Source organism: Roseateles sp. P5_D6 (assembly GCF_054049415.1).
Genome location: NZ_JBFUMK010000013.1, coordinates 184,403 through 210,730, shown reverse-complemented (window position 1 = coordinate 210,730; position 26,328 = coordinate 184,403). Strand labels below are relative to the sequence as shown.

26 protein-coding genes are annotated in these 26,328 nt (G+C 67.7%); 20 read left to right on the top strand and 6 right to left on the bottom strand.

The features are described 5' to 3' along the window. Window positions 1-39: 39 nt before the first annotated feature. Window positions 40-6,117 carry an Hpt domain-containing protein gene (locus ACXJKM_RS18900; RefSeq protein WP_457354314.1) on the top strand — a complete coding sequence of 2,026 codons (6,078 nt, stop codon included), beginning with the start codon at window positions 40-42 and terminating at the stop codon, window positions 6,115-6,117. Window positions 6,118-6,124: 7 nt separating this feature from the next. Further along, window positions 6,125-7,162, top strand: coding sequence for a GGDEF domain-containing protein (locus ACXJKM_RS18895; protein WP_056199460.1), 1,038 nt, complete (start codon window positions 6,125-6,127; stop codon window positions 7,160-7,162). A 63-nt stretch (window positions 7,163-7,225) separates the two neighbouring features. Here ACXJKM_RS18895 and ACXJKM_RS18890 read toward each other — a convergent pair whose 3' ends face one another. Then, window positions 7,226-8,650, bottom strand: a complete 1,425-nt coding sequence (locus ACXJKM_RS18890) for a cryptochrome/photolyase family protein (RefSeq protein ID WP_457354312.1) — start codon at window positions 8,648-8,650, stop codon at window positions 7,226-7,228. Window positions 8,651-8,762: 112 nt separating this feature from the next. Here ACXJKM_RS18890 and ACXJKM_RS18885 point away from each other — a divergent pair, with 112 nt between their 5' ends. From ACXJKM_RS18885 to ACXJKM_RS18860, 6 genes are all read left to right on the top strand, one after another. Beyond that, entirely contained in the window at window positions 8,763-9,341 is a 579-nt protein-coding gene (locus ACXJKM_RS18885) for a YqgE/AlgH family protein (RefSeq protein WP_056199455.1), read from the top strand. Continuing rightward, window positions 9,338-9,733, top strand: a complete 396-nt coding sequence (gene ruvX, locus ACXJKM_RS18880) for a Holliday junction resolvase RuvX (protein ID WP_457354310.1) — start codon at window positions 9,338-9,340, stop codon at window positions 9,731-9,733. The genes ACXJKM_RS18885 and ruvX overlap by 4 nt, the downstream gene beginning before the upstream one ends. After that, window positions 9,730-10,218, top strand: a complete 489-nt coding sequence (pyrR, locus tag ACXJKM_RS18875; protein WP_056199449.1) for a bifunctional pyr operon transcriptional regulator/uracil phosphoribosyltransferase PyrR — start codon at window positions 9,730-9,732, stop codon at window positions 10,216-10,218. The genes ruvX and pyrR overlap by 4 nt, the downstream gene beginning before the upstream one ends. Further along, window positions 10,218-11,180: an aspartate carbamoyltransferase catalytic subunit gene (locus tag ACXJKM_RS18870; protein ID WP_056199446.1), complete on the top strand. Its 963-nt coding sequence runs from the start codon at window positions 10,218-10,220 to the stop codon at window positions 11,178-11,180. Before pyrR ends, ACXJKM_RS18870 begins: the two co-directional genes overlap by 1 nt. 2 nt (window positions 11,181-11,182) lie before the next feature. After that, the gene (locus tag ACXJKM_RS18865) at window positions 11,183-12,484 is read left to right on the top strand and encodes a dihydroorotase (RefSeq protein WP_457354308.1); all 1,302 of its coding nucleotides are present in this window, start codon (window positions 11,183-11,185) and stop codon (window positions 12,482-12,484) included. 76 nt (window positions 12,485-12,560) lie between these two features. Then, on the top strand, window positions 12,561-13,292 hold the full coding sequence (locus tag ACXJKM_RS18860; protein WP_056199441.1) for a lysophospholipid acyltransferase family protein: 732 nt from the start codon (window positions 12,561-12,563) through the stop codon (window positions 13,290-13,292). Here the strand turns inward: ACXJKM_RS18860 and ACXJKM_RS18855 are convergent. Next, window positions 13,273-14,034 (bottom strand): hydroxypyruvate isomerase family protein, encoded by a 762-nt coding sequence (locus ACXJKM_RS18855; RefSeq protein WP_457354306.1) that lies wholly within the window; start codon window positions 14,032-14,034, stop codon window positions 13,273-13,275. The genes ACXJKM_RS18860 and ACXJKM_RS18855 overlap by 20 nt on opposite strands. 144 nt (window positions 14,035-14,178) lie before the next feature. Here ACXJKM_RS18855 and ACXJKM_RS18850 point away from each other — a divergent pair, with 144 nt between their 5' ends. After that, on the top strand, window positions 14,179-15,111 hold the full coding sequence (locus ACXJKM_RS18850) for a glycosyltransferase family 9 protein (protein ID WP_056199435.1): 933 nt from the start codon (window positions 14,179-14,181) through the stop codon (window positions 15,109-15,111). Here the strand turns inward: ACXJKM_RS18850 and gpmA are convergent. After that, window positions 15,096-15,839, bottom strand: a complete 744-nt coding sequence (gene gpmA, locus ACXJKM_RS18845) for a 2,3-diphosphoglycerate-dependent phosphoglycerate mutase (RefSeq protein WP_457326075.1) — start codon at window positions 15,837-15,839, stop codon at window positions 15,096-15,098. The two genes, ACXJKM_RS18850 and gpmA, sit on opposite strands and share 16 nt — an antisense overlap. Window positions 15,840-15,928: 89 nt before the next feature. Here gpmA and ACXJKM_RS18840 point away from each other — a divergent pair, with 89 nt between their 5' ends. The 4 genes from ACXJKM_RS18840 to ACXJKM_RS18825 all read left to right on the top strand — a co-directional run bounded on the left by ACXJKM_RS18840 (window position 15,929) and on the right by ACXJKM_RS18825 (window position 18,377). Beyond that, complete coding sequence (locus ACXJKM_RS18840; RefSeq protein ID WP_056199428.1) at window positions 15,929-16,339, top strand: rhodanese-like domain-containing protein; 411 nt, start codon at window positions 15,929-15,931, stop codon at window positions 16,337-16,339. Window positions 16,340-16,422: 83 nt separating this feature from the next. Beyond that, window positions 16,423-16,683: a glutaredoxin 3 gene (gene grxC / locus ACXJKM_RS18835; protein WP_457326074.1), complete on the top strand. Its 261-nt coding sequence runs from the start codon at window positions 16,423-16,425 to the stop codon at window positions 16,681-16,683. Between the two features lie 142 nt (window positions 16,684-16,825). Beyond that, a complete protein-coding gene (gene secB / locus ACXJKM_RS18830; RefSeq protein ID WP_056199425.1) occupies window positions 16,826-17,299 on the top strand; it encodes a protein-export chaperone SecB in 474 nt (157 codons plus the stop codon). A 79-nt stretch (window positions 17,300-17,378) separates the two neighbouring features. Next, window positions 17,379-18,377, top strand: coding sequence for an NAD(P)H-dependent glycerol-3-phosphate dehydrogenase (locus tag ACXJKM_RS18825; RefSeq protein WP_056199422.1), 999 nt, complete (start codon window positions 17,379-17,381; stop codon window positions 18,375-18,377). Between the two features lie 408 nt (window positions 18,378-18,785). Here the strand turns inward: ACXJKM_RS18825 and trmL are convergent, their stop codons facing one another. Further along, window positions 18,786-19,256: a tRNA (uridine(34)/cytosine(34)/5-carboxymethylaminomethyluridine(34)-2'-O)-methyltransferase TrmL gene (gene trmL, locus ACXJKM_RS18820; protein WP_056199419.1), complete on the bottom strand. Its 471-nt coding sequence runs from the start codon at window positions 19,254-19,256 to the stop codon at window positions 18,786-18,788. Between the two features lie 23 nt (window positions 19,257-19,279). Next, on the bottom strand, window positions 19,280-20,035 hold the full coding sequence (locus ACXJKM_RS18815; protein ID WP_457354303.1) for a ComF family protein: 756 nt from the start codon (window positions 20,033-20,035) through the stop codon (window positions 19,280-19,282). Between the two features lie 23 nt (window positions 20,036-20,058). Here ACXJKM_RS18815 and ACXJKM_RS18810 point away from each other — a divergent pair, with 23 nt between their 5' ends. From ACXJKM_RS18810 to ACXJKM_RS18780, 7 genes are all read left to right on the top strand, one after another. After that, on the top strand, window positions 20,059-20,982 hold the full coding sequence (locus ACXJKM_RS18810; protein WP_457324491.1) for a biotin synthase: 924 nt from the start codon (window positions 20,059-20,061) through the stop codon (window positions 20,980-20,982). Between the two features lie 186 nt (window positions 20,983-21,168). Then, entirely contained in the window at window positions 21,169-22,356 is a 1,188-nt protein-coding gene (gene coxB / locus ACXJKM_RS18805) for a cytochrome c oxidase subunit II (protein WP_457354301.1), read from the top strand. Between the two features lie 30 nt (window positions 22,357-22,386). After that, window positions 22,387-24,042 (top strand): cytochrome c oxidase subunit I, encoded by a 1,656-nt coding sequence (ctaD, locus tag ACXJKM_RS18800; RefSeq protein WP_457354299.1) that lies wholly within the window; start codon window positions 22,387-22,389, stop codon window positions 24,040-24,042. Then, on the top strand, window positions 24,042-24,158 hold the full coding sequence (locus ACXJKM_RS18795) for a cytochrome oxidase small assembly protein (protein WP_394326330.1): 117 nt from the start codon (window positions 24,042-24,044) through the stop codon (window positions 24,156-24,158). Before ctaD ends, ACXJKM_RS18795 begins: the two co-directional genes overlap by 1 nt. 83 nt (window positions 24,159-24,241) lie before the next feature. Next, the gene (locus tag ACXJKM_RS18790; RefSeq protein ID WP_056199405.1) at window positions 24,242-24,856 is read left to right on the top strand and encodes a cytochrome c oxidase assembly protein; all 615 of its coding nucleotides are present in this window, start codon (window positions 24,242-24,244) and stop codon (window positions 24,854-24,856) included. Next, the gene (locus ACXJKM_RS18785; protein WP_056199402.1) at window positions 24,853-25,095 is read left to right on the top strand and encodes a DUF2970 domain-containing protein; all 243 of its coding nucleotides are present in this window, start codon (window positions 24,853-24,855) and stop codon (window positions 25,093-25,095) included. Before ACXJKM_RS18790 ends, ACXJKM_RS18785 begins: the two co-directional genes overlap by 4 nt. A 50-nt stretch (window positions 25,096-25,145) precedes the next feature. Then, entirely contained in the window at window positions 25,146-26,030 is an 885-nt protein-coding gene (locus ACXJKM_RS18780; protein WP_056199399.1) for a cytochrome c oxidase subunit 3, read from the top strand. Window positions 26,031-26,088: 58 nt separating this feature from the next. On the opposite strand, the gene ACXJKM_RS18775 is transcribed toward ACXJKM_RS18780, so the two are convergent. After that, a complete protein-coding gene (locus ACXJKM_RS18775) occupies window positions 26,089-26,304 on the bottom strand; it encodes a DUF2909 domain-containing protein (RefSeq protein ID WP_056199395.1) in 216 nt (71 codons plus the stop codon). Window positions 26,305-26,328 lie beyond the last annotated feature (24 nt).

The following is a 26,328-nucleotide window of genomic DNA, read 5'->3' as shown; positions in this document are numbered from 1 at the left end:
CCGGCCCCGCCCTACCGCATCGAGCGAGAAAGCCCACGCATGGACAGCTCCCTGCGAGACTCCGAACTCCCGGCCGACCTCAGCCCACTGGCCTGGGTGCAGGAGGAGTTACGCCGCTCCCTGGAGTCGGTGCACAAGACCCTGCGCCGCCTCGTGCGCGACAGCGGCGACAACCGCCTCTCCGCCTTTGGCGGTGATGCCCAGCCCAGCGCGCCGCTGCAGCAGGCGGCCGCGCAGTTGCACCAGGTCAGCGGCGTGCTGTCGCTGGTCGGCCTGCCGGCCGGCGCCAGCGTGCTGCGCGCCGCCGAAGTGGCCGTCGCGCGTCTGGCCGAGCGGCCGCTGGAGGTCGAAGCCAGCACCGTCGACACCATCGAACGCGCCGACTTTGCCCTGCTGGCCTATGTCGCCCGCCTGCTGGCTGGCAACAAGACCTCGTCGCTGGCCCTCTACCCGGGCTATCGCGCGCTGCAGCAGCTCAATGGTGCCGATCGCATCCACCCGGCCGACCTCTGGCAGTACGACTGGTCCTGGCGCAGCATTGCGTCCGAAGCCGGTGTGTCGCCGCGTTCGCCCGAGGCCGTGCGCGCGCCTTTTGAAGCCGCATTGCTGCGCCATATGCGCGAGCCCAGCTCGACGCATGCAGCCAATCTTTCCGGCCTGTGCGCTGGTCTGGCAGCCGCCTTGCCGGCTGGTACGACGCGCACGCTGTGGCAGCTCGCCGCTGCCGTCTTCGAAGGCCAGGCGCTCAAGCTGATTCCCAGCGACGGCTATGCCAAACGCCTGGGCTCCAAGCTGCTGCATGAACTGCGCCTCGTTGGCCATGGCGACCAGATGGATCCGGCGCGCGAACGCCTGGCCCAGGACCTGCTGTTCTTCTGTGCCCAGTGCCGCGTCAACCAAGGCGCCGGCCCGCGCCTGACAGCGGTGCATGAAACCTACCGCCTCACTGATGAGCATGCCGGCGACTACGAGGACGCCGGCCTCGGCCGCATCGATCCGGCCTGGGTCGCGCAAGCCAAGCGCCGCGTGATTTCAGCCAAGGAAAGCTGGTCCAGCGCCGCCGAAGGCGACCAGCACCGCCTGGCCGGCCTGGACGAGCAGTTCGCCGGTCTGGCCGATTCGCTGACCCGCCTCTTCCCCAGCGGTGAAGTGCTGGCTCAGACACTGCAGCGCGCCGTCGTCGCGACGCTGCGCTCGCGCAGCACGCCGCCACCCGCGCTGGCCATGGAAATCGCCACCAGCCTGCTCTATGTCGAAGCCGCGCTGGAAGACGCCGCGTTCGACCAGCCCGAGCAGGCCGATCGCGTGCGTCGCCTGGCGCGCCGCGTCGAGGCCGTGGCCCATGGCCAGACGCCCGAGCCGCTGGAAGACTGGATGGAGGACCTGTACCGCCGGGTCTCCGACCGCCAGACCCTGGGCAGCGTCGTGCACGAGCTGCGTGCCAGCCTGTCGGAAGTCGAGAAGCAGTGCGACGAATACTTCCGCGACCCGGCTCGGCGTGAGCTGCTGATCCCCGTGCCCGGCCAGTTGCAGGCGATGCGCGGCGTGCTCAGCGTGCTGGGCCTGGACCAGGCGGCGCAGGCCACCGTTCGCATGCGCGACGAGGTCGACGGCCTGGCCAACACCGAGATCGATTTCGAGCGCGCCAGCGCCCGTGGCGTGTTTGAGCGCCTGGCCAACAACCTCGGCGCCCTGGGTTTCCTGATCGACATGCTCAGCGTCCAGCCTCAGCTGGCCAAGCGCATGTTCCAGTTCGACGACGCCAGCGGCCGCCTGGACGCCGTCATGGGCCGCCGCGAAGGCGCCGTCGAGCTGCCGAGTTTCGAGGCCAGCGGCTTCCACGTCGACCTGGTCGACGAATCGGCCCAGATTGCCGCTCCCGCCGCCTACGACGCCACCCAGCCCTTGCGCATCGACCTGGGGACGCTGGACCTGCCCGACCTCAGCCTGCCCGACGTCGACCTGTCGCAGCCGGCCGCTCCCGCACCCGTTCCCGTGGTTGCTCCCCCGCCGCCCGCGCCCAGCGTCGCGGACGACCCCGAGATGCGCGAGATCTTCCTCGAGGAAGCCGACGAGGTCATCGGCAACGCCCGGGCCGCGCTGGAAGAGCTGCGCCAGGCCCCCGCCGACCACGGCCAGCTCACCATCGTGCGTCGCGCCTTCCACACCCTCAAGGGCAGCGCCCGCATGGTCGGCCTGGACCCCTTCGGTGAAGGTGCCTGGGCCTGCGAACAGCTCTACAACGCCCGCCTCGCCGAAGCCACCCCCCAGGCCGACGCCGCCTTGCTGGGCTTCACCACCGAGGCGCTGGACTACTTTGCCCACTGGCGCAACCAGATCGCTGGCACGGAACCGGGCCACAGCTTGCCCGACCCGGTGCGCCGCAGTGCCGATTCGTTGCGCCTGCATGGCCAGCCCCTGCCTATTGCCGTTTCGGCTGCTCCGGCCGCCGAAGCCATCGAAGCGGTAGAAGCCCAAGGCCTCGACCTGCCGCTGGACGCCGCGACCCCGGTCGAAGCCATCGAGCGTGGCCCCGAGGTCATGGCCGAGCCGGCCGCAGAACCCATCGTCGCCGCACTGCCGGCGGAGATGGAGGAGACGCCGCCGCTGGTGCCCGACTTCGTTCTCGAGCTTGGCGCACCGGCCAACGAGGCCCCCATCGAGGCTGACCTCGACCTCGCCCTGCCCGAGGTCACGCTGGATCTCGACCCGACCGAACTACCCGCCGAGCTGGTCAGCGAGTTCGACGCCCACGCACCGACCGAACCCCTGCCGCTGCCACCCACGCCTGATGAAGAGCCGACCTTGGCCAACTTCGGCGTCGTGCTGGATCTGGACGAGCCTGAGCCTGTCATTGCCGCCGAACCCCTGGCCGAGCCCCSGGTCCGGCCGGAGGAGTCCACGCTGGCCCTGCACAAGCTGCTCGAGGAGGACGAGGAGCCGGCCGCGCCGGTTCTCACGCTGGTCAGCCCTGCCGAGACGGAGCTGGAGCCTGAACCCGAGTCGGCCGACCCCGACGAAGGCTTCAAGGTCATCGGCTCGCTGCGCATCAGCATCGCGCTGTTCAACATCTTCCTGAACGAGGCCGACGAGCTGTCGCGCAAGCTGTCCATCGGCCTGGCCGAGTGGGCCGTCGAGCTCAGCCACCCGGTGCCGCAGAGCTGCGAAGTGCAGGCTCACGCCCTGGCCGGCAATGCGGCTACGGTGGGCTACGAGGAGCTCTCCATCCTGGCCCGGGAACTCGAGCACACCCTGGGTCGCGCCCATCGCGCCGTGCGCTACGAGCAGGCCGACGCCGAACTGTTCGTGCGCGCCGCCGACGACATCCGCCGCCTGCTGCACCAGTTCGCAGCCGGCTTCCTGAAGCCCAACGATCCCGAGGTCGTCGCGCAACTGCATGCCTACGAGCCGCAGGAAGAGTCCTTCACGGCATCCGCGCCCCTGGACGCGCTGCCTGTGCCAGCCCTGCACGACACCCTCGCCGGCGACCTGGATGACCAGGTCACCGTGGCTGCTGATCTGCCGGAGCCCGTCGTTGATCTCGCCGATCTTGTCGACCTGGCCGAACCCCTCGTCGAGCCCATTGCCGAGCCGGCCACAGAGACGGTTGCCGAGGCTGTGCCGCAAACCGAGCCTGCCCCGCTGCTGGCGGCCGACGACGAGCCCGAGCCGGGCCTGCCCGACCACATCGAGCCCGACCTCTATCCCATCTTCGAGGAGGAAGGGCGCGACCTGCTGGAACAACTGCACGGTGCGCTGCGCGACTGGTTGGCCCATCCGGGCGAGCTGGGTCGCTCCGACGCCTGCATGCGTGCTCTGCACACCTTCAAGGGTGGCGCCCGCCTGGCCGGCGCCATGCGCCTGGGCGAGCAGGCCCACAACCTCGAGTCCGCCATCGAGAACCTGCTGAGGGCCGGCAGCGCCAACCACGGCCAGGTCCAGGCGCTGCAGCATGAGGGTGATGCCCTCGAGCACGCCTTCGAGGAACTCGGTCGCCGGCTCGCATCTGCCGCCGTGCCGGCCGCGCCGGCCATCGTCGCCCCGCCACCGCCCGCACCCGCTGCCAAGCCGCCGGTCGTTGTCGAGGCGGCTGCGCCGGCGCCTGAACCCGAGCGCCTGCTGGCCGAGATTGCCCAAGCCGATGTGCGGCCGGTCGCATCCACCTTCGTCGAGAAGCCCGCCGAACCGGCGCGCGAGATCGACTGGAGCCGCTTCACCGACACCGCCGAGGTCGCTGCCGGCAGCGACAACCTCGCCATCGGCCAGGCCCTGGTGCGTGTGCGCGGCAGCTTGCTGGAGCGCATGGCCACGCAGGCCGGTGAGGTCAGCATCCGCCGTGCGCGGATGGAGTCCGAGCTGGTCCAGATGAAGGGCGCGCTGCTTGACCTGGACGACAACCTGGAGCGCCTGCGCGCCCAGTTGCGCGAGCTGGATCTGCAAGCCGAGGCCCAGATGCACGCCCAGCAAGAGGCGGCGCAGCAGGGCGGCCGCGAGTTCGACCCGCTGGAGTTCGACCGCTACACGCGCTTCCAGGAACTGACCCGCATGCTGACCGAGTCGGTCGGTGACGTGGCCACGCTGCAGCGCACACTGGGCCGCAACGTCCAGACCGGCGAAGACGAGCTGGCCGCGCAATCCCGGCTGACGCGCGAGCTGCAGGACGACCTGCTGCGCACCCGCCTCGTCGACTTCGACAGCATCGGCGAGCGCATGCACCGCGTCGTGCGGCAGGCTGCCCGCGATGCCGGCAAGCAGGTCAAGCTGGAGATCACCGGCGGCCAGACCGAACTGGACCGCTCGGTGCTGGAACGTACCGCTGGGGCCTTCGAGCATCTGCTGCGCAACAGCGTCGCTCACGGCATCGAGTCGCCCGAGGTGCGCACGGCTTCGGCCAAGGACCCGGTCGGCACGTTGCGCATCGAGGTCAGCCAGCACGGCAACGAAGTGCTGCTGAATTTCTCCGACAACGGCGCCGGCCTCAACCTCGGACGCATCCGCGAGCGCGGCCTGCAGCTCGGGTTGATCTCGCCCGACGCCGAGCCTGACGACGCGCAGCTCAAGCGCCTGATCTTCGCGCCGGGCTTCTCCACGGCCAGCCAGGTTACCGAGTTGAGCGGCCGCGGCATCGGCATGGACGTCGTGCGTGCCGAGGTCGGCACGCTGGGCGGCACCATCGAAACCACGTCGACCACCGGCCAGGGCACCAGCTTCCTGCTGCGCCTGCCGCTCACCACGGCGCTGACGCAGGTCGTGCTGCTGAAGAGCTCCGATCAGGTCATCGCCGTCCCCGCGGCGCTGATGCAGTCAGTGCAGCGCGTGCCCGTCGATGCAGTCGAGGCGGCCTATGCCACCGGCAAGCTGCAGCATGGCGGTGTCGAGATGCCCTTCTACTGGCTGGGCGGCCTGCTCGGCCACGCGGGCCGTGGCCATGTCCATGGCCGCCACACCCATGTGGTGCTGGTGCGCAGCGCCCAGGGCGCACTGGCCCTGCACGTGGATGAGGTCGTCGGCAACCAGGAAGTTGTCGTCAAGAACCTCGGCGCCCAGCTCAACCGCGTACCGGGCCTGGCGGGCATCAGCCTGCTGGCTTCGGGCGAAGTGGCGCTGATCTACAACGTCGTGGCACTCGCCGACTGGTACGGCCTCGACGCCCAGGCCCGGCTGGCGGCGGCCCATGCCATGTCGCTGGGCGAAACGCCGCAGCAGACCGCACCGGTCGTCGAGACGGTGACGCAGGCGCCGCTCGTCCTCGTCGTCGACGACTCGCTGACGGTGCGTCGCGTGACCCAGCGCTTCCTCGAGCGCGTCGGCCTGCGCGTCATGCTGGCCAAGGACGGCCTGGATGCGATGGAGAAGCTGTCGGGTGACGAGTTGCCTTCGGTGGTACTGTCCGACATCGAAATGCCCCGTATGGACGGTTTCGACCTGGTGCGCAACATGCGCGCCGACTCGCGGCTGGCTGCTCTGCCCGTCATCATGATCACCTCGCGCATTGCCCAGAAGCACCGCGACTACGCAGCTCAGCTGGGTGTCGACCACTACCTGGGCAAGCCCTACGATGAGGAGTATCTGCTCGGGTTGATCCAGCAGTTCACCCAGCAGACCGTGGCGGCCTGAGCCCCCCATGTCCCAGGTTGTCGACCATCTTGCTGAACTGACCGGTTTTCGTGACCGGGATGTCATGGACGTCACCCTGGTCATGGCGCTGCGTGACCTGCTGGAGCCCGAGTCCGTCGCGATCTACCGCAGCGTCGGCGAGCCGGGCGACGAACGTTGGCTGACCCGTGCCCATCTGCGCGCGGGTGATGCGGTCGCGTCGGCCGACCCGCTGTGGGCCAAGCCTGGTGCGCTGCCGAAGGCGACCGACCATCCGCTGCGCCTGGAAGCCATGCGCAGCCGCAGCGTCACCCAGGTGGCCCAGGGCGGCCAGTGGCTGTATCTGTTCCCGATCGCCACCGACCGCGACGTCATCGGCGTCATCGAGATCCTGTCCACGCGGCGCCTGGGCACGGGCGCGCAGCGCATGGTCAGCAGCGTGCTGCGGATCTATCACAACTTCCAGGGCCTGCTCGACTACTCCGAGCGTGACACGCTGACGGGGTTGCTGAACCGCAAGACCTTCGACGAGAGCTTCCTGAAGGTGCTGTCGGACATCCCGACGCGTGCCGACGTGACGCACGAGGCCGAGGACCGTCGCCACGAGACGGCCATCCAACACTATGTGCTCGGCGTGATCGACATTGATCACTTCAAGACCGTCAATGACCGCTTCGGGCACCTGATCGGCGACGAAGTGCTGTTGTTGCTGTCGCGCCTGATGCGCGGCTCTTTCCGCTTTCACGACATGCTCTATCGCTTCGGCGGCGAGGAGTTCGTCGTGCTGATGCGCTGCGACGAGGAGATCCACGCGGGCGAGGCCTTCGAGCGCCTGCGCCTGAACACCGAACGCTACGCCTTCCCGCAGGTGGGCCGCATCACCGTCAGCATCGGCTTCACCGAGGTGCGCCCGGGCGACGGGCCAGCCGATGCCTTCGAGCGCGCCGACAAGGCGGTCTATCACGCCAAGGGCCATGGCCGCAACCAGGTCCACAACTACGCGGCCCTGGTGGCCAGCGGCGTGATCCAGGAATCGGCACAGCTCAGCGACGTCGAGCTGTTCTGAAGCCGCCGCGCTGAAGCATTCGTCACCCGCGCAAGACCGCAGGCTGACCTTTTTGCTCTCCGTTCATCGCCTGACGACGGCGTAGCGGGCCAGCGTGCGCTCCCGTGCGATGGCGTGGTCGACGATAGGGCGCGGGTAGACGCTGCCCTGCATCTGCAGCGGCGCGCGCGTCCAGGGCTCGTGGATGGTCTTGGCCGGCAGCTCCGCCAGTTCGGGGCAGTAGCGGCGGATGAAGCGGCCCTGCGCGTCGAACTTCTCGCTCTGGCTCACCGGGTTGAAGATGCGGAAATAGGGCTGGGCGTCGCAGCCGCTGCTGCTGGCCCATTGCCAGCCACCGTTGTTGGCCGCGAGGTCGAAGTCCAGCAGCTGCTGCGCGAAATAAGCCTCGCCGCGTTGCCAGGCGATGCCGAGATCCTTGGTCAGGAAGCTGGCCGTCACCATGCGCAGGCGGTTGTGCATATAGCCCGTCTGGTTGAGCTGGCGCATGGCGGCGTCCACCAGCGGGTAGCCGGTGCGGCCCTCGCACCAGGCGGCGAACAGCGCGTCGGCTTCAGCGCCGGTCTCCCAACGGATGGCGTCGTACTCGGGCTTGAAGGCCGCCGTCATCGCATGCGGGTGGTGGTGCATGACCTGGTGATAGAAGTCGCGCCAGATCAGTTCTGACAGCCAGACCTCGGCGCCATGTTCGCCGCCCAGCATCCGCTGGTGCGCGATGCGCGCGAGGCGCCGGATCGACACCGTGCCGAAGCGCAGGTGCACGCTCAGATAGCTCGGCCCCTTCATCGCCGGGAAGTCCCGCCTGCTGTCATACGCGTCGATGCGGTTCAGGAAGTCCTCCAGCAGCGCCTCGGCGCCGCGGACGCCCTGGCCGACATGCTCGGTCAGCCCGGCGGGCTTGAAGCCGATTTCTTCGAGTTTGGGGATCTCAGTGGCCAGCTTGCTCTTCGCCAGCGCATGCGCATGCCGCTCGATGGGATAGCTGCCCAGATAGAACTCATCCACCTTGCGCAGCCAGGCGTTCTTGTAGGGTGTGAACACGCTGTACGGCCCGCCCGCGGCCGTCATGACCTCGCCGCGCTCGAAGATGACGTGGTCCTTGAAGGTGCGCAGCTCGGCATTGAAGGGCTTCAGCAGGTCGGCCACCAGCGCGTCGCGTATCAGCGCCTGCGGTTCGTCGTCGTGGTTGGTGAACACGGCCTGCGCGCCCAGCTCGGCCACCAGGCGCGGGATCTCGTCCGCCGCAAAGCCATGCCGCACGATCAGCGCCCCGCCGAGCTTGCCCAGGTCCTCGTCCAGCACCTGCAGCGCGCCCAGGATGAACTCGACGCGTCGGTCCGCGCGTGGCAGGGCGTCGAGGATGTCGCGGTCCAAGACGAAAGCGCAGAAGACCTGTTTCGCGCTGCGCAGCGCGTGATACAGCGCGGCCTGGTCGTCCGCGCGCAGGTCGCGGCGAAACCAGACAAGAGCGCGGTCAAGGTGAGCAGGCATGGGCGCAGATTAAGGTCTTTGCGCGCCCGCCCAGGCTGGGCGACCTCGGCAAGCACCAGTCTCCCGGGCGATAAAGCGCTGAAGCGCAAAGCGGCCAGAATAAAATGCCGCCATGCCCGCCGACCGGATCGTCCTGACCAACCAATTCCTCATCGCCATGCCCGGCATGGCCGACGAGGCCTTCGCAGGCACCGTGGTCTACCTCTGCGAGCACAACGACAACGGCGCCCTGGGCCTCGTCATCAACAAACCCATCTCTCTGACGCTGGGCAATCTGTTCGAGAAGGTCGAGCTCAGCCCACCGGCCGAACCGCTGGCCGACAGCCCCGTCTTCTATGGCGGCCCGGTGCAGACCGACCGCGGTTTCGTGCTGCACGAGCCGCTGGACGAAGAGGGTGGCCACTACAACGCGACGCTGGCCGTGCCCGGCGGCCTGGAGATGACGACCAGCCGCGACGTGCTTGAAGCGCTATCCAACGGCGCCGGCCCCAGGAAGATCTTTGTCACGCTCGGCTACAGCGGTTGGGCCGCGGGCCAGCTCGAAGAGGAAATCGGCCGCAACGGCTGGCTGACGGTGGACGCGGCGCCCGAGATCATCTTCGACACGCCGGTGGAGCAGCGCTACGAGCGCGCACTGGCCCTGCTGGGCGTGGACCCACGCATGCTCAGCTCGGACGCGGGGCACGCATGATGGCGGCGTTGGCGCCGTCGCATCAGATCTTTCTTGCTTTTGACTTTGGCACTCGACGCATCGGCGTCGCCTCGGGCACGCGCTTGCTCGGTTCGGCCGAGCCGCGTGCCACGGTCAGGAGTGGCGATTTCGACGCGATTGCCGCCCTCGTCAAGACCTGGCAGCCCGACGCCCTCGTCATCGGCGTGCCGCGCCACCCCGACGGCGCGCCGCACGAGATGACGGCCAAGGCACAGAATTTCGGTCGCCGGCTGGCCGGGCGCCATCACCTGCCGGTCTTCGAAGTGGACGAGCGCTACACCAGCGTCGAAGCCGAGGCTGAAGGCGCGCACGACGTGGACGCCGCAGCGGCTGCCCTCATCCTTGAACAATTTTTCCGGGAACACCCATGAGTGACCTCAAGCTGGACGCTGAAGGCCTTTACCTCGAGCTCAGGCGCGGCGTGCAGCGACTGCTGACTGCCGACACCGCCCTCGTGGGCATCTGGAGCGGCGGCGCCTGGCTGGCCGAGCGGCTGGCCGTCGACCTGGGCCTGGCCGACGCCGGCACCATCTCCAGCGTGCTGCACCGCGACGACTTCGGCTCGCGCGGCCTGGCCAAGGCCGACCACACCTCGCTGCCTTTCGACGTCAACGGCCGCGACATCCTGCTCATCGACGACGTGCTCTACACCGGCCGCACGACGCGGGCCGTGCTCAACGAGTTGTTCGACTTCGGCCGCCCGGCGAGCGTGCAGCTGGCGGTGCTGGTGGACCGCGGCGGGCGGCAGCTGCCGATCGAGCCGGCGTTCTCTGCGGCCCGCGTCACGCTCGCCGCAGACCAGAGCCTGCGCCTCGCGCGCGCCGACGGGGGCCGATTTGCCTTTGAGGTGAAGTGATGCTTTCCAAACGCAACCCCCAGCTCAACAAGCACGGCGAGCTGATCCACCTGCTGTCCACCGAAGGCCTGCCGCGTGCGGTCATGGAGCAGATCCTGGACACCGCGGGCAGCTTCCTCTCGGTCAACGACCGTGAGGTCAAGAAGGTGCCGCTGCTGCGCGGCAAGTCGGTGTTCAACCTGTTCTTCGAGAACAGCACCCGCACCCGCACCACCTTCGAGATCGCCGCCAAGCGCCTGTCGGCCGAYGTCATCAACCTGGACATCGCGCGCAGCTCCACGGCCAAGGGCGAGACGCTGCTGGACACGGTGGCCAACCTCAGCGCCATGCACGCCGACATGTTCGTCGTGCGCCACAGCGAGAGCGGCGCGCCCCACCTGATCGCCCAGCATTGCGCGCCGCACGTGCACGTTGTCAACGCCGGCGACGGCCGCCACGCCCACCCGACTCAAGGGCTGCTGGACATGTACACGATCCGGCACTTCAAGAAAGACTTCCGCAACCTGACCGTATCCATAGTCGGCGACATCGTTCACTCGCGCGTCGCTCGCAGCGACATCCACGCGCTCAACATCCTGGGCGTGCCGGAGATCCGCGCGGTGGGCCCCAAGACCCTGGTCCCCGGCGACCTGCGCGACATGGGCGTGCGCGTCTGCCACGACATGGCCGAAGGCGTGAAGGACGCCGACGTCATCATCATGCTGCGCCTGCAGAACGAGCGCATGAACGGCGGCATGCTGCCCAGCAGCGGCGAGTTCTTCAAGCACTTCGGCCTGACGCCCGACAAGTTGCGCCTGGCCAAGCCCGACGCCATCGTCATGCACCCGGGGCCCATCAACCGCGGCGTCGAGATCGCGTCCGAAGTGGCCGACGGCAAGAGCAGCGTCATCCTGCCGCAGGTCACCTTCGGCATCGCGGTGCGCATGGCCGTCATGGCCATCCTGGCTGGCAACGAGGCATGAGCATGAAGATCCTGATCAAAGGCGGCCGACTGATCGACCCGGCGTCCAATCTCGACCGCATCGGCGACGTCGCCATCGCGAACGGCCGCATCGTGCATCTGGGCGCCGTGGCTGACTTCGGTGCTGACCGCACGGTTGACGCGAGCGGCCTCATCGTCGCGCCCGGCCTCGTCGACCTGTGCGCCCGGCTGCGCGAGCCCGGGCACGAGCATGAAGGCCTGCTCGAAAGCGAACTSGCCGCRGCCGYSGCKGGCGGCGTGACCAGCCTKGTCTGCCCGCCYGAYACCGAYCCGGTGCTCGACGAGCCCGGTCTTGTCGAGATGCTGAAGTTCCGCGCCCGCAAGCTCAGTCGCTGCCGCCTATTCCCGCTCGGCGCGCTGACGCGCCAGTTGAACGGCACGGCACTCACCGAGATGGCCGAACTGACCGAAGCCGGTTGCATCGGCTTCTCGCAGGCCGAGGTGCCGATCAAGGACACGCTGGTGCTGAGCCGGGCGCTTCAATACGCCGCCACCTATGGCTACACGGTCTGGCTGCGCCCGCAGGACGCTTATCTCGGCGGTGGCGTCGCGGCCAGCGGCTCGGTTGCGACGCGGTTGGGCCTGTCCGGCGTGCCGGTCAGCGCCGAGACGGTGGCCCTGCACACCATTTTTGAATTGGTCCGCGCCACGGGCGCCCGTGTCCATATCTGCCGCCTCAGTAGCGCCGCCGGCGTCGAGCTGGTGCGCGCGGCCAAGCGCGAGGGCCTGCCCGTCACGGCGGACGTGTCCATCAATTCGCTGCACCTCAGTGACGTCGACATCGGCTACTTTGATTCGGCCATGCGCCTGACGCCGCCGCTGCGCCAAGGCCGTGATCGCGATGCGCTGCGCGCGGGCCTCGCCGATGGAACTATTGACGCGCTGGTGTCCGACCACATGCCCGTGACGACCGACGAGAAGGCTGTGCCCTTTGCCGAGGCCACGCCGGGCGCGACGGGCCTGGAGCTGCTGCTGAGCCTGGCGCTGCGCTGGGCCCAGGATTCCAAGCTGCCGCTGCAGCGCGCGCTGGCCGTCGTGACGGCCGAACCGGTGCGGGTGCTGGGCAGCGCACTCGGCTCTTTGTCCGCCAGCGCCGGTCGCCTGGTGGAAGGTGGCGTCGCCGATGTCTGCGTGTTCGACGCGGCGGCGAGCTGGTCCGTCACGCCCGACGCCCTGGCCAGCCAGGGCAAGCACACGCCGTTTGCCTTCGCCTCCAGCGGTTTCGAGCTGCCCGCGCGCGTGCGTTGCACCCTTGTCGCCGGCCACGTCGCCTACGAAGGATGACGGCCCCCACGCGCGCTTCGCACGCTGCCCCCCGAGGGGGTGCAGCCTCCCTAGGGGCGGCCCGGCGGGAGGCTGAATGAGATCCCTGATCGCCACCTGGCGCCTCACGCGCCTTGTGCCGCATGTGCTGCACGGCCTGTGGATCGTCAAGCGCCGCTTCGAGCTGCTGACGGCGTCCGAGCGGCATGGGCTGATCCAGTGGTGGTCGCTCAAGACGCTGCGCATCCTCGGCATCGCGCTGAAGTCTCAGGGCCAGGCCTTGCCGACGGGTCATCTCATGGTGGCCAACCACATCTCCTGGCTGGACATCGCCGGCGTCCACGCGGTGCTGCCGCAGGCGCGCTTCGTGTCCAAGGCGGACGTGAGGCACTGGCCGGTGGTCGGCGCCCTCGTCGAAGGCGCCGGCACGCTCTTCATCGAGCGCGCCAGCAAGCGCGATGCGCTGCGTGTCGTGCACCAGACGGCCGCAGCCCTGCAGGCGGGCGACTGTGTCGCCGTCTTCCCCGAGGGCACCACGGGCGCCGGGCCCGAGATGCTGCCCTTCCACGCCAACCTGCTGCAGGCGGCGGTGTCGGTCGATGCCCCGGTGCTGCCCGTCGTGCTGCGGTGGCACGAGCCCGGCGAGCGCTTCAGCTCGTCGGCGCGCTTCATTGGCGACACGACGTTGGTTGAGAGCCTGTGGCGCATTGCTTCGGCCAAGGGGCTGGGCATTGATGTGCAGATCCTGCCCAGCGTGATGACGACCGGCCAGGACCGTCGCGCCCTTGGTGCGATGCTGCGCGGCGTGATCAGCGCGAAGCTGGGCTGAGCCAGGCCAGGCCGGCCGACGTATTGCCACGGGGCCGGTATTCCAGGCCGACAACGCCTTGCCAGCCACGCGCGTCCAGCAGGGCCAGCTCTGCCGCGAATTCACCGGCCTCGGGCTCATGCCGCCCGGCAACGCCGGCGAGCTGCACATGGCCCAGCACGCCGAGGTCCAGCGCGCGCGCCAGATGTGTCAGTGATTCACCTTCAGCGACGCGGCAATGGTAGAGGTCGAGTTGCAGTTGCACGCGTGGCGTGTCCAGCGCCGCCAAGAGCTCCAGCGCCTGGGCCTGGCGATGCAGGAAATAGCCGGGCATGTCGCGGCGGTTGATGGGCTCGACGACCAGGGGCAGGGGGGACTGCTCGGCGGCCCAGCCGAGGTTGGCCAGCCAGGTCGAGCGGTGCTCGGGCGTGTCCTCGGCCAAGCCTGACAGAAGATGCACGCGGGCCGCGCCAAGGCGGTCGGCCAAGTCCAGGCCGCGCAGCGTCGCGTCGCGAAACTCGGCCTCGCGGCCGGGCAGGGCGGTGAAGCCGCGCTCGCCGACGGCCCAGTCGCCGGCAGGGGCGTTGATGAGGACGACCTTCAGCCCCGCCAGCGCGGCCGTCAGCGGTGGGCGGTCATGCAGATGCGGCTGCTGCAGCTCGACGGCGGCAAAGCCGTCGGCCCGTGCCACCGCCGGCCGGTCGAGATAGGCGTGCTCGGTGTAGAGCCAATCGAGATTGGCTGCGAAGCGTGGCGGGATCACTGCGACTCCGCTACCAGGGCGGCGTCATGGATGGCGATCACTTTGGCTGAGTAGGGCAGGGTGATCTCGGGCATGGAGAGCGGGCCTGCGCAGGGAGAATCCCGCGTCACTTGTAAAGAATCGCTGATGATAGAAGCCCGACCGTTGATCGTCCGTCTGCGCAACTTCGTTGGCGACACGGTTTTGAGCATTCCGGCGCTGCGGCTGCTGCAAAGCCACGGCTATCGCCTTGAACTGGTCGGCAAGAGCTGGGCACGCGGGTTGTTGGAGACGGAAGGCTGGCGCGTCCATGTGCGGCCCGAGAGGCTCGGCGAGCGCGTGGCGCAGTTGCGCGCGCTGCGGCGGCAGCTGCGTGCGCAAGACCCCGGATTCGACCGGCGCTCCAATACGCTGCTCTTTCCCTACGCGTTTTCAGCGGCGCTGGACGCGCGACTGGCCGGCCTGCGCGCCGAGGGCCATGCGGTGGAGGGGCGCACCTGGCTGATGCGCCGTGGTCACCCGCGGCGCCCGGGGCGGCACACGCTGGTCGAATACTGGGAACTGGCCTGCGACTTCCTCGGCATCGACGAGCCGCCTCCGCCGGCCATCGGCCTGCAGGTCAGCGAGGCCCAGCGGGAGCGGGCCGCGGCTCTGCTGGCGGGGCAAGGCATCGCGCCGGGGCGCTACGTGATGATCTGCCCGTTCGCCAACGGGAAAACCGAGTTCCTGGACCGTACCTGGCCGGCTTTCCCGGAATTCGTGCGCCGCCTGAATGCGGCGGGGCGCCGCATCGTGATGGTGCCGGGACCGACCGAGCTGGAGGGTGCCCGCCAGCTCTACCCTGACGTGGTGCGGTTCGAAGGCGTGGGCCTGGGCATCTACGCCGCGTTGCTGCAGATGGCCGGCATCGTCGTCTCCAACGACACCGGGCCGGGCCACATCGCCGCCGGCGTCGGCGCACGGCTGCTCACCCCCTGGGGGCCGGCCGATCCCGCGGTCTGGGCGCCGTGGGGGCCGACGGTCAAGCTGCTTCAGTACTGGCCCGGCTGGGCCAGCGTGGAGGAGGTGCTGGCCGAGGTGGATCAGGCCTTGCCCTGATTGGCCACGGCGGCAGCCGCCTTGGCGGCGGCTTCGGCGTCGCCCAGGTAGTAGCTCTTGATCGGCTTCAGGTTCTCGTCCAGCTCATAGACCAGCGGGATGCCGTTGGGGATGTTGACGCCAACGATGGCGTCGTCGGCGATGTTGTCGAGGTACTTCACCAACGCGCGGATGCTGTTGCCATGGGCGGCGATGAGCACGCGCTGGCCGCCCTTGATGGCGGGCGCGACGGTCTCGTTCCAGAAGGGCAGCACGCGGGCGACCGTGTCCTTCAGGCATTCCGTCAGCGGAATGTCCTCGGCGTCCAGGCCGCGGTAGCGAGGGTCGCTGCGTTCGCTGCGTGGGTCGGTCGCTTCCAGCGCCGGCGGCGGTGTGTCGTAGCTGCGGCGCCAGATCAGCACCTGCTCGTCGCCGTACTGCTTGGCCATGTCGGCCTTGTTCAGGCCCTGCAGGCCGCCGTAATGGCGCTCGTTGAGGCGCCAGGCGTGGCGCACCGGCAGCCAGGTGCGGTCCATCTGGTCCAGGGCGTGCCACAGCGTCCACACGGCGCGCTTGAGCACCGAGGTGTAGGCGATGTCGAAGTCATAGCCCGCTTCCTTCAGCAGCCGGCCGGCCGTCTTGGCCTGCTCGACACCGGTGGGCGTCAGGTCCACGTCGGTCCAGCCGGTGAAGCGGTTTTCCAGGTTCCAGGTCGATTCGCCGTGGCGGATRAGGACGAGYTTGTACATGGGGCAAGGCGCGCTGAGGTGGTGGGAAGCGGCGGATTATCCGACCCAGCGATAATCGCCGGCTTCGTTGAATTACACGGGATGCTTGCTTGAACTTCCTGATCGAGAACTGGTTTCTGCTCGTCGCCGCACTTGTGTCCGGTGGCCTGTTGCTCTGGCCCATGCTGATGTCGGGTGCACAGGGCGGCGGCCTCGCCCCCGCCCAGGCGGTGCAACTGATCAACCGCGAGAAGGGCGTGCTGATCGATGTCAGCGAGCCCGAAGAGTTTGCCAAGGGCCATGCCGTCGGCGCGCGCAACATCCCCTTTGGCCAGATCGAGGGCCACAAGTCCTTGCCGTCCAACAAGGCCCTGCCGCTGGTGTTGGTGTGCCCGACCGGCGCACGCGCCGGCCGCGCCGCGGGCATGCTGCGCAAGCTGGGCTATGACAAGGCCCAGGTGCTGGCCGGCGGCCTCAAGGCCTGGCGGGAGGCGAATTTGCCGGTGGAAAAAAGCGCGTGAGCGGTTTTTCGCCCAACCGACTTTTTCTGCCTTTCATTGGGCAGAAATCTGCGTAGGCAGATTTGCGGCTGAAGGAGATTGAGATGGCTGCCGTCAAGATGTACACCACCCTGGTCTGTCCGTTCTGCGTGCGCGCCAAGATGCTGCTCAAGCAACGCGGCGTCGAGCAGATCGACGAGGTCCGCGTCGACCTCAACCCGGGCGAACGCCAGGAGATGATGGCCAGGACGGGCCGCCGCACCGTGCCGCAGATCTTCATCGGCGACACCCATGTCGGGGGGTGCGATGACCTCATCGCCCTCGACCAGAAGGGCGGCTTGCTGCCCTTGCTCCAAGCGGCCTGAAGGGTCGCTTTGGGCGTTCTGGCCTGATTTCAACACCGGGCAAGCCCGATCGGCTTGTCACGAGGCCTCGCCCATAATCCAGCCACCGCCCGCAGCACGCCGCCTGCGGGCTTTTGTTTGACGCTTCGCTAGAAAGAATCCCATGGCCGACGAGATCCAAGCCGCCCCCGAAGGCACCCCCGTGTTCCAGATCCAGCGCATGTACCTGAAGGATCTGTCGCTGGAGCAGCCCAATGCGCCGCACATCCTGCTGGAGCAGCAGCAGCCCCAGGTCGACATCAACCTGACGCTGTCGGCCGAGAACGTCACCGACGGTATCTTCGAGGTCTGCGTGACGGCCACGGTCAACACCAAGGTCGGCGACAAGACGCTGTTCCTGGTCGAAGCCAAGCAGGCCGGCATCTTCGAGATCCGCAATGTGCCGCAGGACCAGCTCGAAGGCATCCTGGGCATCGTCTGCCCGCAGATGGTCTACCCCTATCTGCGCGCCATCGTGTCCGACGTCTGCACCCGCGCCGGCTTCCCGCCGGTGCTGCTGACGGAAGTGAACTTCCAGGCCATGTTCGAGGCCCAGCAGGCCCAGCGCGAAGCCCAGGGCGGCCAGGCCGTCAACTGAGCATCGAGGCTCGCCTCGTGATGACGCCCCGCTCCGTGCGGGGCGTTTTACTTGGGTGACACTTCTGCGCATGACGACGATGAAGATCAGCGTTCTCGGCGCCGGTGCCTGGGGCACGGCCCTGGCCATCCAGGCGGCCAACGCCGGCCATGACGTGAGCCTGTGGGGCCGTGACGCAACTGCCATCGGACAAATGCGGGCCAGCCGCCGCAACGCGGCCTATCTGCCCGACGGCGAACTGCCCGCCGCGCTCGGCCTGACCGGCGACCGCGCCGCAGCCATTGCGCACGCCGCCGACGGGCTGACCATCGTCGCGACGCCGATGTCCGGCCTGCGCGAAACCCTCGCCGTCCTGCCATCCACGCAGCGCGTGCTGTGGCTGTGCAAGGGCTTCGAGGCCGGCACTGGGCGGCTCGGCCATGAGATCGCACGCGAGTTGCAGCCGGCGATGCGCGTGGGCAGTCTGTCTGGCCCCAGCTTTGCGCAGGAGGTGGCCGCCGGGCGGCCCACGGCCCTCGTTGCGGCGAGCGAGGATGTCGACCTCGCCCAGGCCGCCGTCGATGCCTTTCATGGCGACAGGCTGCGCGTCTACACGTCCAACGATCCGGTTGGCGTCGAAGTCGGCGGCGCGGTCAAGAACGTCATGGCCATTGCCGTGGGCGTCTGTGACGGCCTCTCCGGCGCCGCACCTGATGCACCCGGGCTGAACGCCCGCGCCGCCGTCATCACGCGCGGCCTGGCCGAGATGCTGCGCCTGGGCCTGGCCCTGGGCGCCAAGGCCGAGACCTTCATGGGTCTGTCGGGCCTGGGCGACTTGGTGCTGACCGCCACCGGTGACCTGTCGCGCAATCGCCGCGTCGGCCTGATGCTGGCGCAGGGGCTTGCATTGCCGGACATCCTGGCCAGGCTGGGCCATGTGGCCGAAGGCGTCTACAGCGCGCCGACGGTGCTGGCGCGTGCGCGCGAAGCCGGCGTCGAGATGCCGATCACCGAGGCCATGGTGGCTTTGCTGGACGGGCGGCTGCGCGTTGGTGAGGCGGTGGAGCGGCTGATGAGCCGCGATGCGCGGGCGGAGTAGGGCGCGGCATGGTCAGAAGCTGCGCACAGTGCGGAAATGAAATTCCGGAAGACGGGGCAATGTGCCCGCGCTGCGGCGCTGATGGCCTGCCCGAGCAAGTGCCACCTGTTGGCCTGCTCGACTCGATTGCCTCGTCTGTTGATCGGGTTCTCGTGGGTGGCGCGGTGTGGTTGGGCTACATGGCCTTTGCCGTCGCCGCAGTCTTCCTCGGAGGTTCCTTGGCAGGGAAGACCTTGATGGGCTTTGGACTGCTGATAGCCCTTGCAGCCAGTGTCTGGGCAGCCATTCCAGTTCTTCGCTGGGTATCAGGCAGACTGGTGGGCGCTCGTCGTGGGGCAAAGAAGCCAACCTTGGAATAGGGCCGGTCGGGTGCTTGCTCGTCGCCCCTTTGCTGCAACCAGTGCACTGTCAGCTGCCACCCGCGTAGTCGTTCTGCCGCCAGGCTTCGAACACAGCCACCGCCACGCTGTTGCTCAGGTTGAGGCTGCGCTGGCCCTCGCGCATCGGCAGGCGCACGCGCTGCTCGACGGGGAAGCTTTCTCGCAGTGCCGGCGCTAACCCGGCCGTCTCGCTGCCGAAAACGAGGTAGTCACCCGGCTGCCAGGCGACCTCGCCAAAAGGCCGGCTGCCGCGCGTGGTGAAGGCGAACATTCGCGCCGGGCCGGGCGACTCGGCCGCGAGGAAGGCCGCCCAGTCCGCATGGCGTTGCACGCGGGCGTACTCGTGATAGTCCAGCCCCGCGCGCTGCAGCAACTTGTCCTCCATCGAGAAACCCAGCGGCTCGATCAGGTGCAGGCTGCAGCCGGTGTTGGCAGCAAGGCGGATCACGTTGCCGGTGTTGGGCGGAATTTCCGGCTGGACGAGGACGATATGGAACATGGGGCAGGAGTATCCCGCCGGCTTCACTCACCTCCCGGCTCGGGCGTGCGCGCAATGACCCAGGCCTGCACGCTCATCGCGCCGGCCTGCAGCAGCACATGGGCCAGCTCGAACAGCGTCGCGCCGCTGGTCATCACGTCGTCGACCAGCGCGACGCTGGTGCCGCGCAACTGCGCCGCGCGCAGCGGCTCGACGGCGAAGACGCCGCGCACATTGGCTGCGCGCGCCTCCAGCCTCAGGCTGGCTTGGGCAGCGTTGTGGCGTACCCGCAGCAGCATCTCCGGCTCGCAGCGCAGGCCGCGCCGGCGCGCCAGCGCCTTGGCCAGCTCGTGTGCCTGGTTGTAGCCGCGCTCGCGCAGGCGGTCGTTCGACAGCGGCACGGGCAGCAGCCAGTCTGGCGCGTCGACCTCGGCCGCGGTCAGCGCCGTGTTCAGGCGCTCCAGCAGGCTCTCGCGCAGTTCCAGGGCCTGGTGGTATTTGAAGTGCTGCAGCAAGCCGTCCCAGGGGAAGCGGTAGTCCAGCGCAGCCACGGCGCGGTCCAGCGGTGGTGCCGCGTGCAGGCAGCGCCCGCATTGGGGGCGGGGCCTGCCGGTCAATTCGATGGGCAGCCTGGCCGCGCAGGTCCAGCAGCGCGGCTGCGGGCGTGCGTAGAGGGCCAGGCAGGCTTCGCAGATGGTCTGGTGGCTCCAGGCGCGGCAGACGGCGCACTGGCCGGCGCAGCGCAGCAGGACTTTCTCGATCAGAGCAGGCTTCGTTGCCGACAGGGAGCGCTCGGGCATCGGCTCAATATACTGACCGCTCCATGAGTGAACCGGCTTCGACCCCTACTTCAAACAAGGGGCCGCGGCCCCAGGACCTCGACGCCGCCGCCGTTCGCCACCAGGCGCGCCGCCTCGCGGCCGCTGCGCAGCCGCCGTGGTTGCACGACGAGGTCGCCGGGCGCATGGCCGAACGCCTGACCTATATCAAGCTGCAGCCGAACCGCGTGCTGGACGCATCGCCGGCCCTGGGCGCCAGTGGCGAGCTGCTGCGCCTGGCTTACCCGAGCGCGGAGTTGCTGTGGCATGAAGCCGACACGGCGCTGGCGGCTCGCGCGGCCGAGAAGCGCCAGCGCAACTGGTGGCAGAAGCTGCGTGGCGCCTCCTCCGGTCATGTCGATTCGCTGCCAGCGTTGCCCCAGGTCGACCTGCTGTGGTCCAACATGGCCCTGCATGCCTGCGCCGACCTGCCGGAGCTGCTCGACACCTGGCAGGCCAGCGTCGCGGTCGGCGGCTTTGTGATGTTTTCCTGCCTGGGCCCGGACAGCTTCGTCGAACTGCGGCCGTTGTATGCGCGCGCCGGCTGGGGCCGGCCGGCGCCTGACTGGTGGGACATGCATGACATCGGCGACCTGGTGCTCAAGGCCGGCTTTGCCGACCCCGTCATGGACCAGCAGCGGCTGCGCCTGACCTGGGCCACGCCCGAAAGCCTGCTGGCCGACCTGCGGGCGCTGGGCGGCAACCTGGCGCCCGCGCGCTTCGCCGGCTTGCGCGGTCGCAAGTGGAAGGCGGCACTGCTGGCGCAGCTGGAAACGCTGCGCGACGGCGAAGGCCGGCTTGCGCTGACGGTGGAGCTCGTCTTCGGCCACGCCTTCAAGGCGGCGCCGCGGCTGACGATGGCGGCCGAGACCCATGTGTCCATCGACGCCATGCGCGCAACGCTGCGCAAGGGCCGTGAAACCGGGTGAAGGGGGATGAAGGGGGTGAATCCCCGGGGGCGGCATGGGCCGCCCCTCTCGGAGCCTGGGCTAAAATCCCGCGCCGCATAGAGGGCTTTGGGGCAACACCCGGCTCAACCCACGGAACTTGCCTCCCAAATCCAGCTGTCGGGCTGGACAAGCAAGCCCCGCTCTTCAAAGAACCAAGTGACAACCATGACGATGATGAACGCACGAGTGCATAGCGCCTCACGCGCTTGGGGCCGTTGGGCCACGGCGGCGATGGCGGCCCTGGCGGCCGGCCCAGCCCTGGCGGTCAACGACCTGAAGGGCGGCCCCGGCGTCAATCAGCTCAATCTGCACGAGCCGGTCACGCGCATCGCGGCCGACCAGATGTGGCTGCACAACTTCGTGATGATCGTCTGCCTGGTCATCTTCTTCGCGGTGTTCGGGGTGATGTTCTATTCCATCTTCAAGCACCGCAAGTCCAAGGGCGCGGTGTCGGCCAACTTCCACGAGAGCGTGGCCGTCGAGATCGCCTGGACGGTGGTGCCCTTCCTCATCGTCATCGGCATGGCCCTGCCGGCGACCAAGGTCGTCGTCGCGATGAAGGACACCACCRMCGCCGACSTSACCATCAAGGCCACCGGCWWCCAGTGGAAATGGGGCTAYGACTACMTSAAGGGTGAAGGCGAAGGCATCGGCTTCCTGGCCACGTTGGACACCGCTCAACGCGAGTCATCCAACACCGGCAAGCCCGAGCCGGTCGACAACTACCTGCTCAAGGTCGACAACCCGCTGGTCGTGCCGGTGGACAAGAAGGTCCGCATCATCACGACGGCCAACGACGTCATCCACGCCTGGATGGTGCCGGCCTTCGGCGTCAAGCAGGATGCCATCCCCGGCTTCGTGCGCGACACCTGGTTCAAGGCCGAGAAGATCGGTGACTACTACGGCCAATGCGCCGAGCTGTGCGGCAAGGAACACGCCTACATGCCCATCCACGTGAAGGTCGTGTCCGCCGAGGACTACACCAAGTGGGTCGATGGCAAGAAGAAGGAAATCGCCGCCAAGGCCGATGACCCGAACAAGGTCTGGGAGCAAGCCGCCCTGGTCGCCCGCGGCGAGAAGGTCTATGGCGCCAACTGCGCCGTCTGCCACAAGGCCGACGGCTCGGGCGCCGGCCCGATCAAGCCGCTGGACAAGTCGCCGGTCGTGCTCGCCGAAGACAAACTGCAGCAGGTTCAGGTCGTGCTGAACGGCCGCATGGACAAGGGCATGCCCGCCTGGAAGCAGCTCAGCGATACCGACATCGCCGCCGTGATCACGTACACGAAGAACAGCTGGTCCAACAAGACGGGCCAGACGGTGCAACCGGCCGAAGTGCTGGCCGCCCGCAAGTAATCGACCGAACGCCGAATCAGAGGAAATCACATGAGTGCAGTGCTCCCCCCCCACGGCGCGGTCGGTGGCCATGACGGCCACGCCCACGATCACGATCACGACCACCACGATGATCACCACGCACCCCACGGCTGGCGCCGCTGGGTGTTCGCGACCAACCACAAGGACATCGGCACCCTCTACCTGCTGTTCTCCTTCACGATGCTGATGGTCGGCGGCATCCTGGCCCTGTGCATCCGCGCCGAGCTGTTCCAGCCGGGCCTGCAGTTCTTCAACCCCGAACTCTTCAACCAGTTCACGACCATGCACGGTCTGATCATGGTGTTCGGCGCCATCATGCCGGCCTTCGTCGGCTTCGCGAACTGGATGATCCCGCTGCAGATCGGCGCGGCCGACATGGCTTTCGCGCGGATGAACAACTTCAGCTTCTGGCTGCTGATCCCCGCGGCCATCATGCTGGTGGGCAGCTTCTTCATGCCCGGTGGCGCCCCCGCCGCGGGCTGGACGCTGTACGCGCCCCTGACGCTGCAGATGGGCCCGTCGATGGACGCCGGCATCTTCGCGATGCACATCATGGGCGCCTCGTCCATCATGGGCTCCATCAACATCATCGTCACCATCCTCAACATGCGCGCCCCCGGCATGACGCTGATGAAGATGCCGATGTTCGCCTGGACCTGGCTGATCACGGCCTATCTGCTGATCGCCGTCATGCCCGTGCTGGCCGGCGCCATCACGATGACGCTGACTGACCGCCACTTCGGCACCGCCTTCTTCAACCCCGCGGGCGGCGGCGACCCGGTCATGTACCAGCACATCTTCTGGTTCTTCGGCCACCCCGAGGTCTACATCATGATCTTGCCGGCCTTCGGCATCGTCAGCCAGATCGTGCCGGCCTTCGCCCGCAAGCGCCTGTTCGGCTACRCCTCSATGGTGTACGCGACSGCGTCGATCGCKATCCTGTCSTTCATCGTCTGGGCKCACCACATGTTCGCSACCGGCATGCCGGTGACGGGCCAGCTGTTCTTCATGTACGCSACSATGCTGATCGCSGTGCCSACSGGCGTGAAGATCTTCAACTGGMTSGCGACGATGTGGCGCGGCTCGATGACCTTCGAGACGCCGATGCTGTTCGCCGTCGGCTTCATCTTCGTGTTCACGATGGGCGGCTTCACCGGCCTGATCCTGGCGATGGCACCGGTCGACATCCAGCTGCAGGACACCTACTACGTCGTGGCCCACTTCCACTACGTGCTGGTGGCCGGCTCGCTGTACGGCATGTTCGCCGGCTACTACTACTGGTCGCCGAAGTGGACCGGCGTGATGTATTCGGAGACCCGCGGCAAGATCCACTTCTGGGGTTCGCTGATCTTCTTCAACATCACCTTCTTCCCGATGCACTTCCTGGGTCTGGCCGGCATGCCGCGTCGCTATGCCGACTACCCGATGCAGTTCGCCGACTTCAACGCGATTGCATCCATCGGCGCCTTCGGCTTCGGCCTGATGCAGGTCTACTTCTTCCTGTTCGTCGTCGTGCCGGCCATGCGCGGCAAGGGTGAGAAGGCGGCGCAGAAGCCCTGGGAAGCCGCCGAAGGCCTGGAGTGGGAAGTGCCGTCGCCGGCACCCTTCCACACCTTCGAGACGCCGCCCAAGCTGAACGCTTCGGCCACCAAGATCGTCGCCTGATGGCCATGACGCCCGAACAGCGCAAAGCCAACCGACGGCTGGGATTGATCCTGCTGTCGATTGCCTTGATTTTCGGCATCGGCTTCGTCACGAAGATGGTGCTGCTGGCTCACTGACATGATGAAGCCCCCACGCGCACTTCGTTTGCTGCCCCCCGAGGGGGCGCGTCAGCGCCTTCGGGCGGCCGGGCGGCACTGACATGCGCTTCCTGGCCGCTCTGCATCGCGACAACCGGCAGCTCGTCATGAAGCTGGCGGTGGTGGTCGCGTTGATGTTCGGCTTCGGTTACGCGCTGGTGCCGCTGTACAAGGCCATCTGCAATGCGCTGGGCATCAACGTGCTGTCGCTGGCCGAGCGCCAGACCGCGCTTTCTGCCAAAGGCATCGCCGACGGCAACGGCCAGATCGACTTCAGCCGTGAAATCACGGTCGAGTTCGACGCCAATGCCCGCGGTCCCTGGGACTTCAAGCCGGCGGTGCGCCATCTGACGGTGCACCCGGGCGAACTGACCCAGGTCATGTACGAGTTCCGCAACGTGCAGGACCGCACCATGGCGGCCCAGGCCATCCCGAGCTATGCGCCGATGCAGGCGAGTGCGCATTTCAACAAGCTGGAATGCTTCTGCTTCAACGAATACACGTTGAAGCCGGGCGAGAGCAAGCAGTGGCCGGTCGTGTTCGTCATCGACCCCAAGCTGCCCAAGGATGTGAAGACCATCACCCTGTCCTATACCTTCTTCGAGGTGGCGGGCAAGGGCGGTGTGAAGTTGGGCCAGGCGCCTGGATCCCGTTCAGCGACGGGAGCCGCGCTGTGAGCGAAGCCGGCAAGGATCTGAAGGAAGCCGTGGGCCGCAAGGCCTCGTTCGCCCAGACGATCTCGGCTGTGGCCTGGAGTTTTTTCGGCGTGCGCCGGGGCAAGGACCATGAGAACGACATGGCCAAGCTCAACCCGGTGCATGTGTTGATCGCGGGCGTGCTTGGCGCCGCCCTGTTTGTATTGGTGCTGGTGCTGCTGGTCCGTTGGGTCATCAGCAGTGGCGTGGCCGGGGCCTGAGGGCCCGAGCCGCAACAGAGTTCAGAACGAGCGAGTACTAGGAGAACAACATGTCGGCAGCGACTACCCCGGGCAAGACCCCGTACTACTTCGTCCCGGCGCCTTCACGGCATCCGGTGATGGCCGCGATCGGCCTGTTCTTCGTCATCCTCGGCGCGGGCCAGTGGGTCAACGGCCATGGCTGGGGCATGTACTCGCTGTTCGGCGGCCTGGCCTTCTGGGCCTTCGTGCTGCAGCAATGGTTCCGCCAGGCCATCGGCGAGAGCGAGGGCGGCCTGTACAGCGACCGTATCGATGTCTCCTTCCGCTGGAGCATGGGCTGGTTCATCTTCTCGGAGGTGATGTTCTTCGCCGCCTTCTTCGGCGCGCTGTTCTGGTCCCGCCTGTACTCGGTGCCGGTGCTTGGCAGCCTGGAAAACGCCTTGCTGTGGCCCGACTTCAAGGCCATCTGGCCCAGCACGGCGCCCGGCTTTACCGCTGCGCCGGCGGGCACCGTCGAGGCTTTCAGCACCATGGGCCCCTGGCCCATCCCGACGATCAACACGGCCCTGCTGTTGACCTCGGGCGTCACGCTGACCATCGCCCATCACGCGCTGATCGCCGGCAACCGCGGCAAGACCATCCTGTGGATGTGGATCACCGTGCTGCTGGGCGCGACCTTCGTCGGCTTCCAGGCCTATGAATACCACCACGCCTACACCGAGCTCAACCTGAAGCTGACCTCCGGCATCTACGGCTCGACCTTCTTCATGCTGACCGGCTTCCACGGCTTTCACGTCTGCGTGGGCGCACTGATGCTGCTGTTCATCACCATCCGCCTGATGAAGGGCCACTTCACGCCGGAGCGCCACTTCGGCTTCGAAGGCGCCGCCTGGTACTGGCACTTCGTGGACGTGGTGTGGCTGGGCCTGTACGTCATCGTCTACTGGATGTGACTTCCCGGTCTCGCAATGAGAAAGCGCCGCAGCAGCGGCGCTTTTTTGTTGTTGAAGCTCAGGATTTCACCGGCAGTCCGGTCGGCTGTATCCAGCCCATCTGCCAGCTCAGCAGGATGATCAGGAACAGCGTCACCGACACGGCGACCCGCACCGCCAGCGCACGGGCCATGTTGGGGCTTTTCTTGTTGCCGCCCTTGCGCAGCATGAAGAAGCCGGCCGCGCCGAGCGCGCCGAGGATGCCGATGAAGGCGATCAGGATCACGAATTTCATGGTGTCGAATTATCCGCCCGGAGG